The organism is Enterococcus faecium, assembly GCF_029023785.1.
Lineage (GTDB): Bacteria > Bacillota > Bacilli > Lactobacillales > Enterococcaceae > Enterococcus_B > Enterococcus_B faecium.
Window position 1 is genome coordinate 1,290,138 of sequence record NZ_CP118955.1, and the last position, 23,416, is coordinate 1,313,553.

Below are 23,416 nucleotides of genomic sequence, written 5' to 3' on the forward strand. Positions count from 1 at the left end.
AAAATGGATCTTTCTTTCCTTAAATAGTTAGGACTTTTGTGATTTTAATTCTTTCTCGATTTGAAGCCGTTGCACTTTCATTGTAGCTGTTCGCGGGATTGCATCAAAATCACGGATGATAGGGACGTTCAAGCGAGGAAGTTCATGGACTTGCTCCCACCATCGATTCCAATCCATTTCTTTATCAGGAGCTAAAGCAATAATCGGTTGTGGAGAATGATTTTTATCCCTTACAATCACTACTTCTGCCAAAAAATCTAACGAATCTAATAAAAAGTCTTCAATAGCTAATGTACTATTGATCGTTTCGATCAAATCCACTTGCCGATCTTTCAAAAATAGGTGGCCATGCTTATCCATAAAACCGTAATCTCCGCTATCCCACCAATCGCCATAAACATTTTCCTGGAACCGTGCATCTTCCTTGTAATAAGTCAAAGCCCGTCCTTTAGACAGTAATTGTATATGACCATCTGTGTTTTCAGGTAGGACATTCCCAACTGAATCTGTAATCCGAGCGCTTGTCATGTCTTCCAGTCCAACGCCCATATCTCTTGCATCACTTGTTTTCAAACTCTCTAGTGTATGAGCCTTAAGAATCATTGGTCCGCATTCACTTTGGCCATATACTTGAAGAAATACCGCATCCTGTGCCATCGACGTTCGCAAAAATGTCTTCATTGTCTGGTTGTTTATAGCATCAAAAGTGGAGTGATAGTATCGGATACCCGAAAAAGCTTCTGGATGCTCCTTAGCAGTAAAACGCCACTGAACAAAGTTATTCGGATGGGTCTCTAGTGCAATTGGCCGGTGAGCTTCCAACATATGAACAACTTTTGAACTTTGTGCGTTTGCTAAAGGCATCATAGGAAATCCCATGGACATCAAAGAAGAGATACCAATATTGAATCTGGAATGCACTGGAGAGATGTGAAAAGCGATTAATTTCTTTTCCGAAATTTTTGTGAAAACTGTTTTTTGCCATTTCGTCCGCCATCCCATAGAATGAGCAGAATGACAAATAAGTTTAGGGATACCAGTTGTACCAGAAGTATGGGTCATATAAGAAATTTCATTTTTGTCTAAAAATGATTGAGAAACAGACAAAGCAGGTTGTTCCATTAAATAAAGAATAGGAATCTGTTTTGATTTTGTTCCATTTGAAATTTCTCTCACTCGCTTTTTTGTCTCATCATCAAATAAAATGAAAGGGTCTTCTAAACGATCGATAAATACTTCCATTGTTGTTGTTGGTAGATGATAAGAAGTCATGACAGGCACTGCACCAAGGTAAGACACAGAAACAGCTAGAAGGTATGTGTCAAAAGCGGAACTCTTATAAATAATAACTTTGTCTCCGGATTTCACTCCAAGATGAGCCAATTGATAAGCCCGTTTCAACACACTTTCGCAGCATTTTTTGTAAGTTGTTTCAAGTCCTAATTCTGGGAAAGCTGAAAGTGGCTCATCAAAGATAATCGGGGTCTCGGAAAAGTTAGCTGCAGCTTCTTGAAAATTCGTAAATAAGTTCAAAGGGGAATACGTTATGGTCTCCATCATTCACACTCCATTATCTTTTGTTAAGTAATATACAAATTAAAGATAATCGTAACATAATCCTTTATATAATAACATAGTTTATTGTGAAAAAAAGATCATACATTTGTTTTATATGGAAGAAACCCGAACGAATGCCGCTAATTCGTGATAAGAAAAATCAACCATCTTTTCCCAGATATCTTGAAAAGAATGGGATGAGAGGTATCGATTACCACATAAATAATTTACCGCGTCAGCATCATCTAAATATAGTTCTGCATAATAACGATATGTTTTTCTGCATAGTTCTGGCGATACGTTTTTATATACTGTAATTTTGCTCAAAATTTGGCGAATAGTCCGAGGAGAAATTTGCTGATCATGTGAGGAACGAAAAACAAAAGAATTTTCGTCCGTATTTTGTGCTGTTAACTTAAAATAGTTCTCCAGAAATGGCATCGCTTCTTTTGGTATTGGTACTTTATTCAGTCTGTTTTCTTTTCTATTCAGATTAAGAATCTGCTTGGTCAAAGATACATCTTTACGTTTAAGTTCTACTACTTCATGGATCTTTAATCCGCAATACAGAAGAATGGCAGTAATTGCAAGGTTCCTCGGTCTATTCTTTTCTTCAAAGCTAGCTTCTCTGCTTGTTTGAAAGCCTTCAATCGGGATAAACAAATGCTCAAAATCTTTGAAAAGTTCTGCATCGATATATCGCGGAGCTGCTTTGGTTGTTTCCGGTAAACTTGTACCCAAAAGAGAAATCTCTTCTTCAATCAGTCCTTTTTGATACAAAAATCGTAAAAAATGATTTAATGAATATTGCTTCCTTGAAATCCCGTAATAGCTATTTTCAAACAATTGCTCCGTTTCTTGGTTCGCTGTAGTTTGGAACGAACGAGTATGTCGATAGATTTTAGCTAAGAAATTCTGATAATCTTGTTTTTCTAAATGGATAATCAGCTGATCATCCACTTCTTCAGAAAATACTTTTCTCAAATAATCAGTAAACAGATGAAAATCTTTTGCGTATTCATAGCGACTGCCTAATGAAAGGGAAGAACGATTTTCTTCTAAAAACTGTTGAAAGACGGAAGGGAGCAAGTGTGTACGTTGCTTTAACTTTTCTTGCAGTTGTTTTCTAGTTTTGCTGTCCATTACAAATTCCCTCCAATAGTGTTCATTTTCTATATTTTACCGCATTTCATCAAATGAAGATAGACAGTTTGTCTTGATCTTAGGAAGCAAATTTTTAACTAAGTACTAGCTAAAAGATATGAAGTAAGAAGATACATTTTTAGTTATTTTATTAGTGCAGTCATTCTTTTGATCTTTTAATTGATTTATCCTCTTTTTAGCTATGTGGTTACTTCATGAGCAATGAAATGGATTTGGTTCGTTCTAATGGCAGGAGGCTCTTTCTTTTATTTCCGAAAAATTAGAAAACATTTTTTCAGAATCGATTGGCTCTCCATTTATTCAATAATGGTTTGTCTAACGATATTGTTGGGATAATTCTTAAAGAAGTATTAGAAATAGTTGGTACTTCATTACTTTACATGAAGATTTATTCTATGGTAGGAGCAATTATATTGAGAATTAATCCTTTTTTATATAAGTTGTTTGCTTATTGATGGATTGGATAAATTAAACCATCACAACGAGTGGAAATTATATGAAATTTTTCATAAAAATTCATATAGAAACAAATGACATTTTATTAGAATATGACTTTCATTAACATAAATGTTTTCAAATTTCAATTAAATTGTTTTAATCAAATTCCAATCTAAATATTTGTAGAAAACAATCGTCTCCTATAGAATAAATTTATAAGTAACAATATACCAATCATAAATCTATTTGCTAGGAGGAATTTACATGGAAGAGAAAAATTTAACGGTCATCGGAAGCTATAGTACGAGGGAAGAAGCATTATCAGTAATTGAACGGTTGCGTAACGAAGGGTATGAACGAGATGATATCGTTATTTATACTACTGATGAAGCAGCATCTAGACTAGGATTTGACGGATTGTCTGGTATAGATGTTGAAACAGATGAAAATCGGATGGATGGTGAAGAAGACCGTTCTTTATGGGAAAAAATAAAAGATACTTTTTCTTTTGATACCTATGATTCTGAGACGGCTACACCAGAAAATGATCCTTTATATCAATATAGAGGAGATATTTCTGATGGAAAATTTGTCATCACAGTAAAAGGCTATCGTCAGCCAGAAACAACAGAAGATACAATGGATACACAAGATACTGTTAGCCCAGCAAGCACAATGGGGACTGGATTAGAAACTGGCACTGGAACAGATCCAATGGACGTAGGTGGCACGACAGGCTTTCAAAATACAACGGATCCATTGAATATGACACCAGGAACTGATCCGATGGACGTACCTGGCGAGACTGATACAATGGGTACAAGCAAGACTGAAGACATCGATCGCAAACCAAATCTAGATGATGATACAATTCAACTAAAAGAAGAAAAATTAGATGTAAATACACATGATGTGACAACTGGAGAAGTCGACATCCACAAACATGTGGTCAACGATACTGAAACGGTAGAAGTACCGGTCAAACGTGAAGAAATCGTCATCGAACGCAAACCAGTAACAGATCAATCTTCACAGGGAACAGACGAAAACTTGGAAGATGACACGATTACTATCCCAATCAAAGAAGAGCAAGTAGATGTAAGCAAACATACAGTTATTCGTGAAGAAGTTGGGATTCATAAAGAAGAACATGAAGATGTTGAAAAAGTGACAGAAGATGTTAGCCGAGAAGAATTGGATATTGACACAAGCGGTGATGTACACATTGAAGACCGCAATAAAAAATCGTAAGCGTAAGCTAAAGAGGTTGTGACAGAAGTGGTCAGCTTAAAGAAATTTCGGCTTATTTCCGAAGAAGCTACTTCTGGAACACCGTTTATTCGCAACAAAAAAGTGCTGTGACAAGATTTTTGTCACAGCCCTTTTTTAGGGATAAGCATTATTTTTTAGGCTTCAACGGCAATTGGACTTTAAAATCGACTCCTTGTGGAAGATAATTGGATACAGAAATCTGTCCATGATGCTGTTCGATTACCTGTTTTGCAATTGCCAAGCCAAGCCCGTATCCGCCAGTCTCTTTCGCCCGAGATTGATCTTCCCGATAAAATCGATCAAAAATCCTTGCTTGATCTTCTTCACTGATAGAAGGGCCAGTATTCTTTACGTGAATCAGCCATTCTTTATGGTTAACAGATGAATCCAAAATGATCTTATCTTCTGGATTCGTATATTTTAATGCATTATCCAGCAAAATAACCAAAACTTGATGGATTTTTTTTTCATCAATTGGTACTTCTAATGTTGCATCGTTATGGAGAATAAACTCTTTTCCATCTATGGTGGCCATCTCTTGAAATGGTTTAACAAGTTGTTCGATATATTCTTGTGTATTGATCATTTGCTTTGAAAGCAGCTGCTGATCAGAATCATTCCGAGCGATTGTCAGCAAATCCGAAGTCAATCCAGTGAGGCGCCTCGTCTCTGACAATGCTTGAGCGATGCTTTCGGATTCTTCAATAATAGTATGATTAGGCTTGGTAAAAAGATGTTCCAAACTATTTTGAATAATCGTTAACGGTGTGCGCAATTCATGAGAAGCATTCTCAACAAATTCTTTTTGTCTTCTCCAAGAAAGAATAATAGGGCGCATGCTTAGACTAGACAAGTAATAACTGATACCAATAGAGAGAATCCAAAAAACAATCATACACAAAATCATAATCGTGCGAAAAGTCGCTAATGAATTCTTGATTTGATTTGTATTTTCTAAAATTTGGATGTAGGCAACGCCATCTTGATTCGTCTCCGCTTTTTTCGTAATCGAACGGAAAGAGAGGGCAGATGAGCCACTGTCTTCATTTAATTCAATATTTTGGATGGTATTCAGATTTTTCGTATCCATTTTTAATTCTTTGATTTGGTTGAAACGCCCACCAATAGCTGCTTTATTCAATATCTCACCATTTTTAGACCACAAGATCACTTGAGTGTTAAAACGGTCATTTGATGGTTCCATTAATGGCTGTTCCATGTTTGTTCTGTTTTGTTCCGTTTGAGTCGGGTTTAAAAAGGGATCGCCTTGCTGATATCTTTGTATCTCTAATTGTACTGTTCGAGAATCAAAATTTATTTTCTCTAATGACAGATCTGTTTCTCTGTATGCAGATTGGTTTAATATCTGTAAAGTAATGAATCCCAAAAGAAAAAAGATAAAAGCAAATGCTGCTACATTTGTCGCAAAAAAGCGACTACGTTGCTTTCGTGTAATATCTCCATTCATTGCATCACACCCTTTGCAGTATATAACCGACATTACGTAAGGTTTTGATTTCTTTATCCAATCCAGTACTTCGCAGATGTTTTCGTAAGTTGCTCATATAAACTTCAATAACTGTAATCGTCGTATCAGAATCAAATCCCCAGATCCGGTCAAATATCTGCTCTTTTGTCAAAATGATTCCCTTATTTTGTAAAAAATAAACGAGCAATTCAAACTCTTTTCCTTGTATGGGCAAAACTTGTTCTTTATACAAGACTTCATTGCTTTTTAAATCACAACTGATATCCTTATACTTCAGAACATTTTCATCAAAGAGACCTAGCGAGCGTTTCAATAATGCTTTCACGCGCATGATCAGTTCTTCTCGATAGAAAGGTTTTGTTAGATAATCATCTGCACCTCGTTCAAATCCTTCAATCTTATCTTCCAAACTATCTTTTGCAGTCAAAATCAATACTGGAGTCTGTATTTTTTCTTTCCGTATTTTTGCTAACACTTCATATCCATTCATTTCCGGCATCATCAAATCCAAGATTGCAAGATCATAAACTCCACTTTCCAACTCGAACAGTCCTTCACTACCATCATAAACTTGTGTTATCTCGCCGATTGCAGCGAGTATTTCTTTTATATTATTGGATAATACTTTATCGTCTTCTACTACTAATAGTTTAATCATTTTCCCACCTCATTGATTTGGTCACTTTAGTTTATCATGGAAAGCATAAATAAGGCTTAAATAAATTTTTTATGACTCATGTTAAGGTTTTATCGAAAGATGTCTTAGACAATTTATTGATAAGAAAAAAACAACACAAGTGACAAATTGTCACTTTAGAGTTACACTATTCAACAAGTGACATTTTGTCACTATCAATCTATCATAGGGAGGAAAAACAAATGTTTCTAGCTATCAAAGAAATTCGCTATTCTAAATTACGATATGGCTTGATCGTCGGTATTATGTTCTTGATTGCGTATGTCGTATTCATGTTGTCAGGACTAGCGAATGGACTTTCAGAAGAGTTTAAAAAAGCAATCGATGATTGGGACGCACAAGAGATTGTTTTGTCGGAGGATGCAAATCAAGTATTTGCAGCTTCACAATTAACAAGAGGAGATCTGAAATACATTGAAGGAGGAGAGAAAGCACCAATCGGATTGTACAGCGGAGCAATCAAAGGAAAAAACAAAGAAAATGTTACAGTTTTCGGCACAACGAAAGAAGCATTTTTATTACCAAAACTCACGAAAGGGCATGAATTTAAAACAAAGAATGAAATCATCATCTCTCAAAATCTGGCTGATTCAGGCTATAAAATTGGAGATACGATCAAAATTGGCAGTTACGACGATCCTTTGACGATTGTCGGTATCTTTCCTGAAACTTATTACACAGTTTCTCCCGTCATCTATGCGTCCCTAGATACGTGGACTGCTTTGAAGTATGGACAACAGCCGTTTGCTTCTGAAGAAGAACAGCCGATCAATGGGATCGTAATAAAGGATTCAGCTAAAATTTCGAAAGAAAAAGCATCGAAGGGTCTACAGTTATTAACTATTGGGACATTCATTGAAAGTATTCCTGGCTATTCTGCCCAAAATATGACCTTAAATGCGATGATATACTTTTTGTTCTTAGTGGTTGCTGCCGTGGTCGGTATTTTCATGTACGTGATGACACTTCAGAAGACTGCTATTTTTGGAGTAATGAAAGCACAAGGGATCAAAAATTTCTTCATCGCTAAATCTTTAGTAGCACAGTCCTTTATTGTTGGGGTGGTAGGCGTTCTGCTTGCTCTTTTGTTTGCTTATTTGACTAGTCTGATTTTACCAAGCGCGATGCCTTTTGCTGTTTTTTGGTCACAATGGTTGCTATATAGTGGGATTTTGATCATTGTCGCAATGCTAGGCGGATTGTTTTCGATACGTACGATAACCAAAGTAGACCCAATTACAGCAATAGGAGGTTAATAAAAATGAAAAAAATATTAACGATGAAAAAAGTTACCAAAACATTTGGTTCTGGTCATACAAAGGTCTCAGCTTTGAAAGCAATTGATTTTTATGTAAAGGAAGGAGAATTCGTCAGCATCATTGGTCCTTCTGGTTCAGGTAAAAGTACTTTCCTTACCATTTCAGGAGGATTGCAAACACCGACTTCCGGAGAAATAGTGATCAACGGTCACTCACTAACTGAGCTTCCAGAAAAAAAACGAGCAGATTTACGCTTTAAAGAAATAGGATTTATTCTCCAAAGCTCTAATTTGATTCCTTTTTTAACGGTAAAGGAACAATTTGAACTAGTTGACCAAGTTACTTCAAAAAAAGAAGATTCAACAAAAATCGATTCCTTGCTGCAATCTTTAGATATCCAGTCACTTAAAAATAGTTATCCTAAAGACCTTTCTGGTGGAGAAAGACAGAGAGTGGCAATTGCTCGCGCTTTATATAATGAGCCAAGCTTGATCTTAGCAGACGAACCAACAGCTAGTTTGGATACAGATCATGCATATGAAGTCGTCAAATTACTAGTTAAAGAAGCTCATGAGAAACAAAAAGCGACTATTATGGTTACTCATGATGTCCGTATGATTCAATGGAGTGATCGCGTTTATCGAATGGAAGATGGGTACTTGACAGAAGAAGAGAAAAAGAAGGAATGAATCCTTCATGACAATGAAGGGCTATCCACGTATAATCAGAGATAAAGGAGAGATGTGGATGCCAAAAGAAACTTTTTTCAATTTATCGAACGCAAAGAAACAGAGAATCGATGACCTATTACTGGAGATATTTTGCTCACAGCACATCAGCCAAGTCAAAGTCTCAGAAATCGTTGACAAGATGGGGATGTCGCGCGGTGCTTTTTATAAATATTTTCAAGATTTGGAAGATGCTTATTTGTATACGATCAAAAGCAGTTCTCACATAGTCCATCAAGATATCTTAAAATTCATTAGCGAAAACAAACAACATTTCTTTTTGGGGATCGAAAAATATTTAGAGTGGTGCTGCGACTTAGATCACGAAAGTATCTATTGGCAAAGGTTATACTTGTTAACCCAGCGAAATGATCAGCAGACAACCAAACGTAGAGAACTATCGGCTGATTCTCCAATGAACGAAAAATGGCTGGAATTATTAAGAATCAATCATTTCTCCATTCAATCGTCGGAAGAAGCAGTTAGTTTCCTATACTTTTCCATGACCCTCGTAATGAACACTTTGACGGATCTCATTGCAAATAATTGGACAAAAGAAGAGTTGTTAAAAGACTTTCGCTATAAATCTCGTTGGATTGCTGAAGGAATACAATAAAAAGAAACAGCTATGTGTATTTGTCCTGAAATTTTTATCAGGGTGGTTTATACATAGCTGTTTTTTGATTATTCATAACTCGAATAAGCGGATGAGTTCTTCTTCATTTGCGAATGACACACTATCATCAATCAATATATGAGGAACATGGGCATTCAAAATGGGTTGATTCGTAACGATCAGATCATACTCGAGAAGATTGTATTTCGACAGCTGATCTTCAGTAATAGCAGTTGTCTCAGAGTGAATTTTATGCACAGCAAGAATATCACTGATATATTCTTCAATATATTGACTATGTCGAAGACTTAAGTCGCTGATAATCAGTATTTTTTTATCAGAAGTATAATGGTGAATTTCAGGATTACCGATAAGCATCCAAAAGATATAGCTAGATAAATAATAAATCAGATTCTGATTCAGTAGAGTGGAATAAAATTGAAGTTCTGCACGAAATCCAGCATATAGACGTATCTGGCGGTGTTGCATCTGCTGTGCAAAGTAAGTTGCACGGATCGTCAAATGAGTCGTATCGTATGGGAAAATACGGGAGAAAAAATAAATTTGCGTTAATAATTGAACAACATATTCTTCGTTTTTTTCTTTGCAATCAGCGGATGAAAACGAACAGTAGGACATATTTTTTCGTATCTGCTCACTGATTTCATTTTTTTCTTTCTCCGAAAATTCTGAAAAAATCGTATTGACAAAATAGTTCACTACTTTTATATAGCTGCTGTACTTCAATTTTCCTAAGAGATTTTTCAAGATTAAGAAGTCTTTTTTATCGATATTTATCAACTGTACATAAGAGTCTCCAGCTTTCCATTCAAATGGAGTTCCTTGGGATTCTCTCATGAGATGCACAACAAAATACATAATAAAGAAAGATTGCTCATATGGGCTTTCTTCCTGAAACAAATTCATCTGACAATTATTCTTGACCATAATTTCTTTGATCTTCTTTTTTTCGATTGGAAATGGCAACGTGCGTCTTCCGTAGTAACTTAAAAAGAAAAAGGTGACAAAGATACGCAACTGGAGCTCACTTTTAAGGCTAGTTAACTGAAAACTTTGGTCAACGATCACTTTTAATAAATAGCTTTCTAAAATTTGATTGCATTGTTTCAACTTACGTGTAAAAGAAGACCGGCTGATGGAAATTTTTTCACAATAATACTCAATCGTTTTACCCGGATTGACAATAATCTCATTTAATAAACGACTGTTTGTAGAACTTTGCGACATTTCCATCAGAACATTTAAATAAGCTGGTACATTCAAATGTTCAAGACGATACCCCAATTTTTGTGAAGATTGAATCGTTACATCCGTTCCCCAGCGGATTTTGATCTCTTCGATATACCTTACAAATGTAGATTCTGAACTACCAATTCGTTTGGCAAGTTCTTTTTTAGTCATCCACTTGTCAGAAATGGACAGAATTCGAATGATTTTTTCCATCTTTCTATAGTTTCATTCCAACAACCTGATCATATGTTTTTCTCCCTCAACCCTTTTCTTTCAATGAAACGCTCATTAATCGAAGGAATCAACTTCATAAATGAAACCAATTGGTATGAAAATTGGTGTGATTCCCTTTAGCGCCCTTCGTATAATAATTATCATATTAAAATAAATAAAATTATGTAACGCCTGTTTATTTTAATAATTTTCACTATTCACGTCAAAACAGAAAAAAAGAAAAAGGAGGGGAAAAATGACGACCACAGGGAAGAAACTGAAAGTTATTTTCATGCTGATAATATTGAGTTTATCAAACTTTGTGCCATTATCTGCAATAGCAGACACTACAGATGATCCAACAGTTTTAGAAACAATTTCAGCTGAAGTCATTTCGGATCAGTCTGGAAAAAAAGCACTGAACATCAAGCTAAATGCGAATAACACCAGTGCTGAAAAGATAGAAAAAGAAATTGGTCTAGTCGAAAATTACTTAAGTGATGTGGAAAGAAAAGAAGGAGATGGCTATGCTTATCAGGTAAATAGCGGGAAAATTACGTTGGAAATCTCATCAAACACTAAACAAACTATCGATCTGAGTTTTCCAATCGATCCAGCACTTTACCACAGCCAGGCAAACAAGCTGATCGTCGATAATAAAGAATATGACATTATTGATGAGACAGAAAATAAGAAAGATACAGATGTGTCAGTACCAAAGCCAGACGAAATAGAAGAAGAATCATCAAAAGAAAACGAAAATTCTGTCAGCCCATTTACATTGCCTACATTATCCTTGCCAGCTGTGAGTGTGCCATCTAATCAAACGATTCCTACAGAATATACAACAGATGATCAGGGCACTTATCCTAAAGCCAGTTGGCAACCTACAGGAAATACAAATGTTCTTGATCATCAAGGCAATAAAAACGGAACAAATCAATGGGATGGTATAAATTCTTGGAATGGAGATCCTAATGATCGGACCCATTCGTATATCGAATATGGAGGAACCGGTAATCAAGCAGACTATGCGATACGAAAGTATGCAAAGGAAACAAGTACACCCGGATTGTTTGATGTTTATTTGAATGCTCGTGGAAATGTACAAAAAGATATCACGCCTCTTGATCTCGTATTGGTCGTAGACTGGTCAGGAAGTATGAACGACAATAATCGGATCGGTGAAGTAAAGATTGGTGTCGATCGTTTTGTCGATACTTTAGCAGATAGCGGTATCACAGACAAAATCAATATGGGATATGTCGGCTACTCAAGCGAAGGATATAGCTACAGTAACGGTGCAGTACAGATGGGTTCATTTGATTCAGTGAAAAATCAAGTAAAATCCATTACACCTTCACGGACAAATGGTGGTACTTTTACACAAAAAGCACTAAGAGATGCAGGAAGCATGCTATCCGTTCCAAATGGACATAAAAAAGTGATCGTTTTGCTGACGGATGGTGTACCAACATTTTCCTATAAAGTACAGCGGGTACACGCACAATCAAGCAGCAATTATTACGGAACTCAGTTTTCTAATACGCAAGATCGGCCGGGAAATACTTCTCTAATCTCAAGAATCTATGATGCACCTGACCAAAACAATCTATCCAGAAGAATCGACAGTACGTTTATCGCAACCATCGGAGAAGCGATGGCACTCAAAGAACGAGGAATCGAAATACATGGTCTTGGCATCCAACTTCAAAGCGATCCGGCAGCTGGTCTCTCAAAAGCAGAAGTAGAGTCTCGTATGCGACAAATGGTTTCATCAGATGAAAAAGGCGATCTTTACTATGAATCAGCTGATCATGCAACAGATATCTCTGAATACCTAGCCAAAAAAGCTGTACAGATCTCAGCAACTGTAAGCAATGGACAAATAAATGATCCAATCGCAGAACCATTCATTTATCAGCCTGGTACACTTTCAGTCAAGAGTGTGGGGACAAGTCCTACAACGGTCACTCCATCTATTTCCATAGAAGGAAATACCATCAAGAGCAATCAGATCTATTTAGGAAAAGACCAAGAAATCCAAATCCATTACCAAGTGAGAATCCAAACAGAAAATGAGGACTTCCATCCAAATTTCTGGTATCAAATGAACGGCAGGACAACTTTCCAGCCAAACATTGATACCAATGAATTAGCTGAATTCGGTATACCATCTGCTAAAGCTCCCGGAGTCAGTCTTCACATCAAAAAGTTATGGGAAGAATTTGACAACAATCTAGCTGATCGTCCAGATCAAGTTACTTTTGAGATTCAACGGGAACATACGACAAATGCTGCAGCTTGGAAAAACGGATATATCCGCATCATTAAACCAGCTAAAGATACAACAAATACGTGGGAACGTGCAGACATTGACAAATTATCTGCAAATAGCGGAGAAAGTTATCAAGAGATATTATCACTACCTCAATACAATAATCAAGGTCAAGCATTCAGTTACCAAACAATCAAAGAATTACCTGTACCAGGATACGATTCTCAACAAATAGATGCAATGACATGGAAAAATACTAAACAATTCACACCGTTAAACTTGAAAATAACGAAAAATTCCTCTACAGGTGAAAAGGATCTTATTGGCGCTGTTTTCAAATTAACAGGAGATTCTATTGATACTTTACTAACAGATCATGGCGACGGAACCTATTCTCTTCCAGAAAATGTCAAATTGCAAAAAGAAATGACTTATACGCTGACAGAAACAAAAGCTCCAGAAGGGCATGAATTAAGCAAAAAGACTACTTGGGAAATCAAGATTGCTTCTGATGGTACGGTAACCATTGATGGAAAAACAGTCACTACTTCCGATGATACGATCCAGTTGACCATTGAAAATCCTTTTGTTGAAATTCCTATAGCAGTACGTAAGTATACGATGCAAGGGACGGACAAAGAGATAAATCTTAAAGGAGCAGCATTTTCCCTACAGAAAAAAGAAGCAAATGGTACTTATCAGCCAATTGACAGCCAAACAACGAATGAAAAAGGTCTTGCCAGTTTTGATTCACTCACACCTGGTAAATACCGAGTCGTTGAAACAGCTGGTCCTGCTGGATATGATACTTCGCCGGGAAATTATGAATTCCAAATCGATAAATATGGAAAAATCATTTACACGGGAAAAAATACCGAGATGACAAATAATGTATGGACGCTCACTCATCAAAATCGACTAAAAGCGTTTGATCTAACGGTACACAAAAAAGAAGACAACGGACAGACATTAAAAGGAGCAAAATTCAGACTGCAGGGACCAGAAATGGACTTAGAATTGCCAAAAGATGGACAAGAAACAGATACCTTTCTATTCGAAAATTTAAAACCTGGAACTTATACGCTGACCGAAACTTTTACACCAGAAGGATACCAAGGTCTAAAAGAGCCAGTTACTATAGTTATACACGAAGATGGGTCAATTCAAGTGGATGGACAAGATCATGAATCTGTTCTGTCACCAGGAGCCAAAAACAACCAGATTTCTTTAGACATCACGAATCAGGCAAAAGTACCATTACCTGAAACGGGAGGAATTGGCCGTTTAGGAATCTATCTAGTAGGGATGATTGGTTGTGCGTTTTCTATTTGGTATCTTTTTTTGAAAAAAGAAAGAGGGGGCAGCTAAATATGAAAAAACTTGGTTGGCTTAGTATGTGTCTCTTCTTGTTACTATTTAAACCAGCTTTTACTCAGGCAGCAACAGAAACAGAAACAGAAATGGTTCAGATTACTTTACACAAATTGCTTTTCCCAAACGGGCAACTGCCGAAAAATCATCCAAATGACGGACAAGAAAAAGCGTTATTACAAACGTATCGAGGATTAAATGGTGTCACATTCCAAGTTTATGATGTCACAGATTCTTTTTACCATCTACGGGAAAAGGGCAAAACGGTAGAAGAAGCACAAACAGAGATCGCAAAAAACGGTGCGTCTTCCGGTACGTTTACCGCAGAAGCAACAACTACAACTCTTAACAACGAAGATGGTATCGCTTCTTTTTCTCTGGCCGCTAAAGATCAAGAAAAAAGAGATAAAGCGTATCTTTTCATTGAATCCAAAGCACCAGAAGTCGTCAAAGAAAAGGCAGAGAATATGGTAGTTGTTCTTCCTGTACATGGACAAAACAATCAAAAACTTTCAACTATCCATTTGTATCCTAAAAATGAAGAAAACGACTACCCTGATCCACCTTTTGAGAAGGTATTAGAAGAGCCTAGAAATGATTTTACGATTGGTGAAAAAATCACTTATTCCTTGCATACGACAATTCCTGTAAATATCCTTGACTATCAAAAGTTCGAATTGTCAGATAGTGCGGATGAAGCATTAACGTTTTTACCTAATAGTTTAACGATTTCATCGAATGGAGAAAAGCTGACAGAAGGCTTTGTCATACACAAGAAACCTCACGGATTTGATGTTTTATTTTCGATCCCTTCGTTGGAAAAATATGCTGGAAAAAAACTGACCATTTCTTATCAGATGCAGCTAAGCAGTACAGCACAGGCGAACAAGGAAATCAACAACAACGGAACACTGGATTTTGGTTTTGGTATCAGTACAAAGAAAGTTTCTGTATATACAGGGAGTAAGCAATTTGTCAAAATCGAGACAAATAAACCAGATAAACGATTAGCTGGCGCAGTATTCCTTATTAAAAACAAAGCAGGAAATTACCTCCAGCAAACAGCCAACGGATACAAGTGGACAAAGAACGAATCAGATGCGCTTCACCTGATTTCCGATAAAAATGGCGCTTTTTCAATTTCCGGGTTGAAAACAGGAAGTTATCGATTAAAAGAGATCGAAGCACCTTCTGGTTATATTTTAAGTGAAACAGAAATTCCGTTTACCATTTCAACTTTTCTTTCTGAGGATAAAGAGGCGGACAGTATATTGAAAGTAGTCAATAAAAAAGAAAATAGCCGTCCATTTCTTCCAAAAACAAACGAAACGAAAAATACACTTTTAGGCGTTGTTGGTATGGTATTCGCAAGCTTTGCAATCTGGTTGTTTATCAAAAAAAGAACAGGAGTGAAAAAATGAAAAATCATAAAAAAATAAACGTTATGTTAGGAGTACTTTTCCTTATTTTACCATTACTCACAAACAGCTTCGGCGCAAAAAAAGTGTTTGCAGAGGAGACAGCAGCTCAAGTCATCCTTCATAAAAAGAAAATGACTGATTTACCCGATCCTTTAATCCAAAACAGCGGGAAAGAAATGAGCGAATTCGATCAATACCAAGGATTAGCCGATATTTCATTTTCAGTTTATAACGTCACTCAAGAATTTTATGCGCAACGAGATAAAGGAGCGTCCGTGGATGCAGCAAAACAAGCAGTCCAGTCTTTGACTCCTGGTACACCAGTTGCTTCAGGAACGACAGATGCTGATGGAAATGTCACTTTATCTTTACCTAAAAAACAAAATGGGAAAGATGCAGTCTACACGATCAAAGAAGAACCAAAAGACGGAGTGTCAGCTGCCGCAAACATGGTTTTAGCTTTCCCTGTATATGAGATGATCAAACAAGCAGATGGCTCTTATAAATACGGGACAGAAGAACTAGATACTATCCATCTCTACCCTAAAAATACAGTCGGTAATGATGGAACGTTGAAAGTTACAAAAATCGGTACTGCCGAAAACGAAGCACTAAATGGAGCAGAATTTATTATTTCTAAAGAAGAAGGAACACCAAGCGTCAAAAAATACATCCAAAGTGTCACAGATGGATTGTACACTTGGACAACTGATCAAACCAAAGCCAAACATTTCATTACTGGTCATTCTTATGACATCGGCAACAATGACTTTGCCGAGGCAACGATTGAAAAAGGTCAGTTGATCGTCAATCATTTAGAGGTTGGAAAATATAATTTAGAAGAAGTAAAAGCTCCTGATAATGCGGAAATGATTGATAATCAAACAAACACGCCGTTTGAGATCTTGGCAAATAGTCAAACTCCTGTAGAAAAGACAATCAAAAATGATACGTCCAAAGTTGATAAGACAACTCCACAATTGAATGGAAAAGATGTCGCAATCGGAGAAAAAATCCAATATGAGATCTCTGTCAATATTCCTTTAGGTATCGCTGATAAAGAAGGAACACAAAACAAGTACACGACATTCAAACTCATTGATACTCATGACGCCGCTTTGACATTTGATCATGAAACTTCAGGAACGTATGCGTATGTCTTGTATGATGGGGATAAAGAAATCGATCCAACAAATTATTCTGTCACTGAACAAACAAACGGATTCACGGTTTCAGTTGATCCGAATTATATTCCTTCATTAACTCCTGGCGGTACATTGAAATTCGTTTACTATATGCATTTGAACGAAAAAGCAGATCCAACCAAAGGATTTTCTAACCAAGCAAATGTCGATAACGGGCATACAAATGATCAAACACCACCGTCAGTCGATGTCGTTACTGGGGGCAAACGATTTGTTAAAGTAGATGGTGACGTTACATCAGATCAAACACTTGCTGGAGCAGAATTCGTCGTTCGTGATCAAGATAGTGACACAGCAAAATATTTATCGATCGACCCATCCACAAAAGCCGTCAGCTGGGTATCGGCGAAAGAATCAGCAACGGTTTTTACAACCACAAGTAACGGTTTAATCGATGTGACAGGTCTAAAATATGGCACGTACTATCTGGAAGAAACGAAAGCGCCAGAAAAATATGTTCCATTAACAAACCGTGTAGCATTTACTGTCGATGAACAATCTTATGTAACAGCAGGACAGTTGATTTCTCCTGAAAAAATACCAAATAAACACAAAGGTACACTTCCTTCAACAGGCGGTAAGGGAATCTATGTGTATATCGGTGCAGGAGTAGTCCTTCTATTGATTGCTGGACTGTACTTTGCTAGACGCAAGCACAGTCAGATTTAGTCTTTTTGCAAGAATTGGAAAAAGGAGCAGCGGATTACGCAAATGCTCCTTTTTCTTTTATTATCAAACAGTCATCACAAGGAGAACACGAATGAAACCAAAGAAAAGAAAACTTCTAGATCTGCTGATGCTTTTCTTGCTTCTCTCAGGAATAGGGATACTAGCTTATCCATTTGTTAGCGACGCGCTGAATAATTATCTGGATCAGCAGATCATCTCTCATTATCAGCAACAAGCGGTCAAAGAAAATGAAGAAGTCATGGCTAAAATCCAAGAAAACATGACAAAGAAAAACCAGCAATTAGCAAAAGAAGGTGGAAATCCAGGTGCAGATCCCTTTACTAAGAAAAAAGAACCTGCGAAAAAGGATAGAACCTATTTTGAGAAACATACGATCGGTATTTTGACGATCCCTGAGATCAATGTCCATTTGCCAATTTTTGATGAAACGAATACTGTGCTGCTAGAAAAAGGTGCCTCATTATTGGAAGGAACGTCTTATCCTACGGGGGGAGAAAATACACATGCCGTTATTTCCAGTCATCGAGGACTGCCTCAAGCAAAGTTGTTCACAGACTTACCGAAACTGACTTTAGGTGATTCTTTCTATATCGAAATCAATGGACGGACACTCGCTTATCAAGTCGATCAGATCAAGACGGTAGAACCGACTGATACAAAAGATCTGAGAATCGAAAAAGGGCAGGATTTCGTGACACTCCTAACTTGTACACCTTATATGGTCAACAGTCATCGCTTACTTGTCAGAGGGCACCGGGTTCCTTATCATGCAAAAGAAGTTCAAAAAGAAGTACAGAAAGTATCCGAGAACAAACGATTTTTCCTGTATGGATTGTTAGCTGCATGTATACTGATTTTCCTCCTTCTTATATATCTTTTTCGTCAATCGTTCAAAATAAGAAACAGAAGTTAGCTATTCCTCATTTCTATAATATATCTATTCGAATCGTTCCGTAAACAAACAGGCTGAGGTTTGAAAAAGAAAACTTCAGCCTGTTTTTATGATGATATCAAAGAGAGCCTATCAAACACTATCTTTCTTATTACTAAATGAGGATCTTTTCTTAAGTTTTCCGATATTCTTTAAGAAGGCCTTTTTGCATCAATTCTTGTTTGTTTTTCAAGTTGCGGATATTCTCTTCAAAATTTTGAGAATATATCACTGAGAATAACGTATTTAATACGTAATCGAAGGCAATTTGAGAGGAGAAAGTCGCTACTTTAGCAAAATCATATTCCTCCTGCGATATAACAAGACACATATCAGCCTGTTTGGCCATTTCTGAATGCTGATTTCCGGTAATCAGCAAGGTAGGGGCCTCTACATGCTTCAAATAGGTCATTATTCGTTCATAATGATGGATGCGACCGCTGTAGCTAATAAAAATGGCGCAATCCTCGCTAGTCAAATTGGCTGCATTCCAAGAAGAATCACTGTATTCTTCAGCCATGATCAAAAACTTATTCAACTTGACCATTTTATTCTGGAATTTCCTTGCCGTGATTTGAGAATCACCTTTTGCAAAAAGAAAGATTCGCTGTGCCTTGTTCAATACTTTACCGATTTGATCTAAATCTTCATGTTCAATCTGCAATTGTGCTTTTTTTATTGACTGGATCGATAAATCCGCCATTTTCTTTGCAATTTGCTGAGTGCTATCTTCACTTGAAAAAGGAAAATTAGGATCAATCGTTTGATTGAACTGAGCAATCAATTGATGAACTTCCCGCCCCAGCTCGAAACGGAATTCTTTAAATCCGCTGAATCCCATTTTTTTGCATAAACGAATGATAGCTGAATGGGAAGTATACGTAGCTTTTGCTAATTCTTCAATCGTCATGTAGACTGCAGCTTCGATATTCCTACGGATGTAATCGGCAATCCGTTTCTCTGTCGTGGTAAACAACTCTTGTTTTGTTAGTTTTTCTTCAATAAGCATGATCTGACCTCCAAATTCTATCTTACTGATAAACACTTGGTTCCGCTACTATCTTTTTGATTTTTATCCTTACTTTGAACATTAATTTCACCAAACCGAATGATAACAAGTGTTTTTCTGAACTTTTTTACCAGAATAGCTATTATAAATACTTTCTGCGCTTTTCTAGGATATACTGAAAACATCAATAAAAGGAGGCACCACTCATGCTTACAATCGCTTATCTTGGCAATGGAAAGAGTACAAATCGCTATCATTTGCCTTTTTCAAGAAAACTTACGAACAAAATCAATATCAAAAAAATTTTTTCCCCATCTGAACCAGTGTGGAAAACATTCGAAGACATCGAATATACTGATCAGCTGTCTGATCTTTGGGATGATCCTGAGATCCAATTAGTTGTCATCACTACACCTAGTCAATTTCATTATGAATATGGAAAAATGGCACTCGAACATGGTAAGAATGTACTAGTAGAGAAACCTTTTGCAGAAACGTCAAAGGAAGCAGAAGAGTTATTTGCATTAGCAAAAGAAAAAGGTCTATTTATCCAATGTTACCAAAACAGACGGTTCGATTCTGACTTCTTGACAGTCCAAAAAGTAATCGAAAGCGGAAAATTAGGGGATATTTTAGAAGTAGAAATGCATTATGATTATTTCAGACCGGAAGTACCAGAAAATACGCATGAATTTTCTACTGCGAACAGCTATTTATATGGACATGCTTGTCATACAGTAGATCAAGTTCTTTCTTATTTCGGCGAACCAGATGATATCAGCTATGATGTACGTCAACTTTTAGGGAAAGGACGAATGAATGATTACTTCGATCTGGATTTTTTCTATGGAAATATGAAAATTTCGATAAAATCCAGTTATTTCCGCATCAAAGAACGTCCAAGTTTCGTCGTTTACGGAAAAAAAGGGATGTTCGTGAAACAAACAAAAGATCGACAAGAAGAACATCTGAAAATGTTTTACATGCCTGATCATGAAGACTTTGGTATCGATTTGCCCGAACATTATGGTGTATTGACCTATATAGATGAACAAGGGAGTTATCATGAAGAAAAAGTAATTTCCGAGGTTGGTGATTACAGCCGTGTCTACGAAGGGATTTACGAGACATTAGTTAATGGCGCAGAAAAAGTCATCAAAGATGAAGAAACAATCTTACAAATGAAAATTTTGGAAGAAGGAATCAAAAGCATTCAAGAATCAGAAGGAAAAATATGACATATTTGTAAGAATCGGGTTTGTTTTTTGACGCATAAACTGTCTTATTGTACGATGAAAAAGTATAGAACTACTAGGAGGAACCAACATGACAAATTATGACGGTGAAAAACACAAACGATTAAGAGGTTCAATGGCCCCTAAAACAGAAGAAGAAGTGGCTTTAGCAGGAACTAATTCTGGTGAAACAGAAGACAAAGAAGAATCATTAGCTGGCACAAACTCTGGTGAAACAGAAAATAAAGAAACAGCTTTATCTGGTTCAAATTCTGTAGAAGAGGAAACAAAGCCTAATGAGCCCAATCACTTTGAAAAAGATATCGAAAAAGCGGTTGAAGATGTCAAAGAAAAATTTGAAGAACTGACCTCAAAAAATAAACATGATCATCATTGATCGGACGAAATCAATTCATAAAAGCAGGAGACATTTGGTCACCTGCTTTTTTTCTGTATCCATTCGATAGAAATCGTTCGGTACAGTCGTAAAAAAAATCCAACTGTAAGTTGTACCAAACACCCCTCGATTTAAAAGCGCTACCATACTAGAATATAAGTAGGAGGTGAACAGCGCTGTGAACTACAAAATTAGTTATCTCCTGAAAACACCAAGAGAAATCAGTCTAGAAAAAGCAGCAGAGATCATCGAAGTAAATACAAGCGAGGCGATCAAACAATTAACTCCTTTTGCCGAATATGTGGATGATACCCGTATCCGTATAAAGAAATTCCGAGCAATCGACTGGGCAGAAAAATTTTTGGATATTACTCGATTTGAAGCTGTGTATACCGAACAAGAGCGAAGAGATCTTCTTTATTTGATGGTTTATTCGACTGCAACGTCTGTTTCTGTTTTTCATTTTCAAGATTTTCTTCAGGTTTCTAAAGGGACAGTCCTGTCAGATATCAAAAAGATAAGAAATGAATTAGAAGTGGAAGATTGTCAGCTGTCGTATACTAGGAAAACTGGTTTTAGGCTGCTAGGGTCAGAAGCAATATTAAGAAGAGAAGCAAAAAATCGCACTGCTCGTTTGATGCAGTCACTTGCTGGAAGATTTGGGCTCACGTATTTAACCGCAACCCTTTCCATTGATTATTACGCCAAAGTTAGAGATTTGCTAGATAAAACGATTTCACTATCAGATCTTCGATTCGCACCAAATCGAATGGATGAATTAGCTTATTATTTGAGTTTGACAACCATTCGAATTGGAAAAACATCCATGGAACTGGTAAAAGATGCTGAACTGTTGGCTTCTCTTGCAGTCACTGACATTAGTCGACAAGTATTGACTGGCCTTGGCTATTCCGAACATCAAAATTCGGAGATTATATTTTTCTCTCTTTGCTTAGCATCGATCGTTGAAGGAGATGTCCAGGAGCCTGCACTTGATTTTTTGCTGGAATGTTCTTCAGAAGTCATCCATCGCATGGAATTCCTGATGGCCGTAGAATTTGCTTCGTTTCGTGAATTATTGATGAATGTCTTTTATCACTTGGTCCCTGCCTATTTTCGTATTTCCTATTCTTTTTATTTACCTAATGTGATGATCGATCAAATTAAGCATCAATATGCTTCCATCTACGAAATGACAAGAAAAGCATTACTTCCGTTAGAAAGACGAATAGGGAAGAGCATCCCTGAAGAAGAGATTGGTTTTTTCACTATACTATTTGGCGGAGAGATCAGAAAAGCGGACGCAGAAGAAAGAAATAGAAAAATAAGAGCCGTGATCGTCTGTCCAAGTGGCATTAGCTCTTCATTGATCTTAAAAAGTGAACTTCAGCAATTATTCCCGATGATCTTTTTTACAGAGACTAATTCAGCTGACCGCTTACACGAGGTTGACGAAACTTCTTACGATATTATTTTTTCTACTGTACCTCTCACACTTACTGATAAGAAAAAGTCTCTCTATGTTCTGCATCCAATCATGACTGACTTGGAAAAAAATCAGCTGATCAATCAAGTACAAAGAGATTGGCTGATACCAGGATTTTCAATGCCTTCTGCCCAAGAATTGTTGTCGGCGCTACTGCCTTATATCGAATTAAAAGAAGGCGTAGACGAAGAAAAGCTCTATCAAGTATTAAATCGTAAAATGAACAAACTTTTAGAAAAGAAGGAGGATCAACGTCCTATGCTATCTGAATTATTAACAGAAGAAATGATCCAATTATCGGATCAACCAAAAAACTGGCAAGAAGCAATCACATTTGCCGCACAGCCGCTATTATCAGAAAATAAAATAGAAGAAAGTTATATCAAAGCTATGATCGAGCGCGTGGAGCAGTATGGTGCGTTTATCCATATTGGCGATCACATCGCATTACCTCATGCTCGTCCAGAAGATGGCGTAAACGAAGTAGGGATGTCTTTGCTGAAACTTCAACAACCTGTGGATCTGCTTGATAATCCAGCCCATCCCATTAGTTTGTTCATCTGTTTAGCTGCTATCGATAATGAGGCACATCTTCGGGCTTTGGCAAATTTAACAAAGCTACTTTCTAATAAACAAAATCTTCAAGATTTATTACACGCATCAACAAAAGAAGAAATATTAGCGATCATAAGAAAAGGAGACGAATGAT

General features: G+C 36.8%; 17 protein-coding genes. 11 read left to right on the plus strand and 6 right to left on the minus strand.

Annotated features, from left to right (window positions below; genetic code table 11):
• Window positions 1-27: 27 nt before the first annotated feature.
• Both PYW34_RS06300 and PYW34_RS06305 read right to left on the minus strand, forming a co-directional pair.
• A complete protein-coding gene (locus PYW34_RS06300; RefSeq protein WP_002286067.1) occupies window positions 28-1,560 on the minus strand; it encodes an AMP-binding protein in 1,533 nt (510 codons plus the stop codon).
• Between the two features lie 108 nt (window positions 1,561-1,668).
• Entirely contained in the window at window positions 1,669-2,700 is a 1,032-nt protein-coding gene (locus PYW34_RS06305; protein ID WP_002286066.1) for a tyrosine-type recombinase/integrase, read from the minus strand.
• A gap of 723 nt (window positions 2,701-3,423) precedes the next feature.
• Here PYW34_RS06305 and PYW34_RS06310 point away from each other — a divergent pair.
• Window positions 3,424-4,410 carry a DUF2382 domain-containing protein gene (locus PYW34_RS06310; protein ID WP_002295887.1) on the plus strand — a complete coding sequence of 329 codons (987 nt, stop codon included), beginning with the start codon at window positions 3,424-3,426 and terminating at the stop codon, window positions 4,408-4,410.
• 148 nt (window positions 4,411-4,558) lie between these two features.
• On the opposite strand, the gene PYW34_RS06315 is transcribed toward PYW34_RS06310, so the two are convergent.
• Window positions 4,559-5,899: a sensor histidine kinase gene (locus PYW34_RS06315; RefSeq protein WP_002297809.1), complete on the minus strand. Its 1,341-nt coding sequence runs from the start codon at window positions 5,897-5,899 to the stop codon at window positions 4,559-4,561.
• Between the two features lie 4 nt (window positions 5,900-5,903).
• Complete coding sequence (locus PYW34_RS06320) at window positions 5,904-6,578, minus strand: response regulator transcription factor (protein ID WP_002286063.1); 675 nt, start codon at window positions 6,576-6,578, stop codon at window positions 5,904-5,906.
• Window positions 6,579-6,799: 221 nt separating this feature from the next.
• Between PYW34_RS06320 and PYW34_RS06325 the strand changes: the two genes are divergently transcribed.
• From PYW34_RS06325 to PYW34_RS06335, 3 genes are read left to right on the plus strand one after another with little or no spacing between them, the layout of a single operon-like run.
• Window positions 6,800-7,873 carry an ABC transporter permease gene (locus tag PYW34_RS06325; RefSeq protein ID WP_002286061.1) on the plus strand — a complete coding sequence of 358 codons (1,074 nt, stop codon included), beginning with the start codon at window positions 6,800-6,802 and terminating at the stop codon, window positions 7,871-7,873.
• Window positions 7,874-7,878: 5 nt separating this feature from the next.
• A complete protein-coding gene (locus PYW34_RS06330; protein ID WP_002286060.1) occupies window positions 7,879-8,565 on the plus strand; it encodes an ABC transporter ATP-binding protein in 687 nt (228 codons plus the stop codon).
• A gap of 7 nt (window positions 8,566-8,572) precedes the next feature.
• Window positions 8,573-9,220 (plus strand): TetR/AcrR family transcriptional regulator, encoded by a 648-nt coding sequence (locus PYW34_RS06335; protein WP_002286057.1) that lies wholly within the window; start codon window positions 8,573-8,575, stop codon window positions 9,218-9,220.
• A gap of 72 nt (window positions 9,221-9,292) precedes the next feature.
• Here the strand turns inward: PYW34_RS06335 and PYW34_RS06340 are convergent, their stop codons facing one another.
• Window positions 9,293-10,684 carry a helix-turn-helix domain-containing protein gene (locus PYW34_RS06340; protein ID WP_002334532.1) on the minus strand — a complete coding sequence of 464 codons (1,392 nt, stop codon included), beginning with the start codon at window positions 10,682-10,684 and terminating at the stop codon, window positions 9,293-9,295.
• A gap of 256 nt (window positions 10,685-10,940) precedes the next feature.
• On the opposite strand from PYW34_RS06340, the gene PYW34_RS06345 reads away from it, so the two are divergent.
• From PYW34_RS06345 to PYW34_RS06360, 4 genes are all read left to right on the plus strand, one after another.
• Window positions 10,941-14,330 (plus strand): SpaA isopeptide-forming pilin-related protein, encoded by a 3,390-nt coding sequence (locus PYW34_RS06345; protein ID WP_002333013.1) that lies wholly within the window; start codon window positions 10,941-10,943, stop codon window positions 14,328-14,330.
• Window positions 14,331-14,332: 2 nt separating this feature from the next.
• Window positions 14,333-15,754, plus strand: coding sequence for a SpaH/EbpB family LPXTG-anchored major pilin (locus tag PYW34_RS06350; RefSeq protein ID WP_002303814.1), 1,422 nt, complete (start codon window positions 14,333-14,335; stop codon window positions 15,752-15,754).
• On the plus strand, window positions 15,751-17,628 hold the full coding sequence (locus tag PYW34_RS06355; RefSeq protein WP_115009428.1) for a SpaH/EbpB family LPXTG-anchored major pilin: 1,878 nt from the start codon (window positions 15,751-15,753) through the stop codon (window positions 17,626-17,628). The genes PYW34_RS06350 and PYW34_RS06355 overlap by 4 nt, the downstream gene beginning before the upstream one ends.
• A 91-nt stretch (window positions 17,629-17,719) precedes the next feature.
• Window positions 17,720-18,562 carry a class C sortase gene (locus PYW34_RS06360; RefSeq protein ID WP_002286052.1) on the plus strand — a complete coding sequence of 281 codons (843 nt, stop codon included), beginning with the start codon at window positions 17,720-17,722 and terminating at the stop codon, window positions 18,560-18,562.
• A gap of 151 nt (window positions 18,563-18,713) precedes the next feature.
• Here PYW34_RS06360 and PYW34_RS06365 read toward each other — a convergent pair whose 3' ends face one another.
• The gene (locus PYW34_RS06365) at window positions 18,714-19,589 is read right to left on the minus strand and encodes a MurR/RpiR family transcriptional regulator (protein WP_002295882.1); all 876 of its coding nucleotides are present in this window, start codon (window positions 19,587-19,589) and stop codon (window positions 18,714-18,716) included.
• Between the two features lie 206 nt (window positions 19,590-19,795).
• Here PYW34_RS06365 and PYW34_RS06370 point away from each other — a divergent pair, with 206 nt between their 5' ends.
• The 3 genes from PYW34_RS06370 (at window position 19,796) to PYW34_RS06380 (ending at window position 23,415) form a co-directional block, all read left to right on the plus strand.
• The gene (locus tag PYW34_RS06370; protein ID WP_002286050.1) at window positions 19,796-20,827 is read left to right on the plus strand and encodes a Gfo/Idh/MocA family oxidoreductase; all 1,032 of its coding nucleotides are present in this window, start codon (window positions 19,796-19,798) and stop codon (window positions 20,825-20,827) included.
• Between the two features lie 88 nt (window positions 20,828-20,915).
• Window positions 20,916-21,221 (plus strand): hypothetical protein, encoded by a 306-nt coding sequence (locus tag PYW34_RS06375; RefSeq protein WP_002286049.1) that lies wholly within the window; start codon window positions 20,916-20,918, stop codon window positions 21,219-21,221.
• Window positions 21,222-21,399: 178 nt separating this feature from the next.
• Window positions 21,400-23,415, plus strand: coding sequence for a BglG family transcription antiterminator (locus tag PYW34_RS06380; protein WP_002286048.1), 2,016 nt, complete (start codon window positions 21,400-21,402; stop codon window positions 23,413-23,415).
• The last annotated feature ends 1 nt before the right edge of the window (window position 23,416 follow it).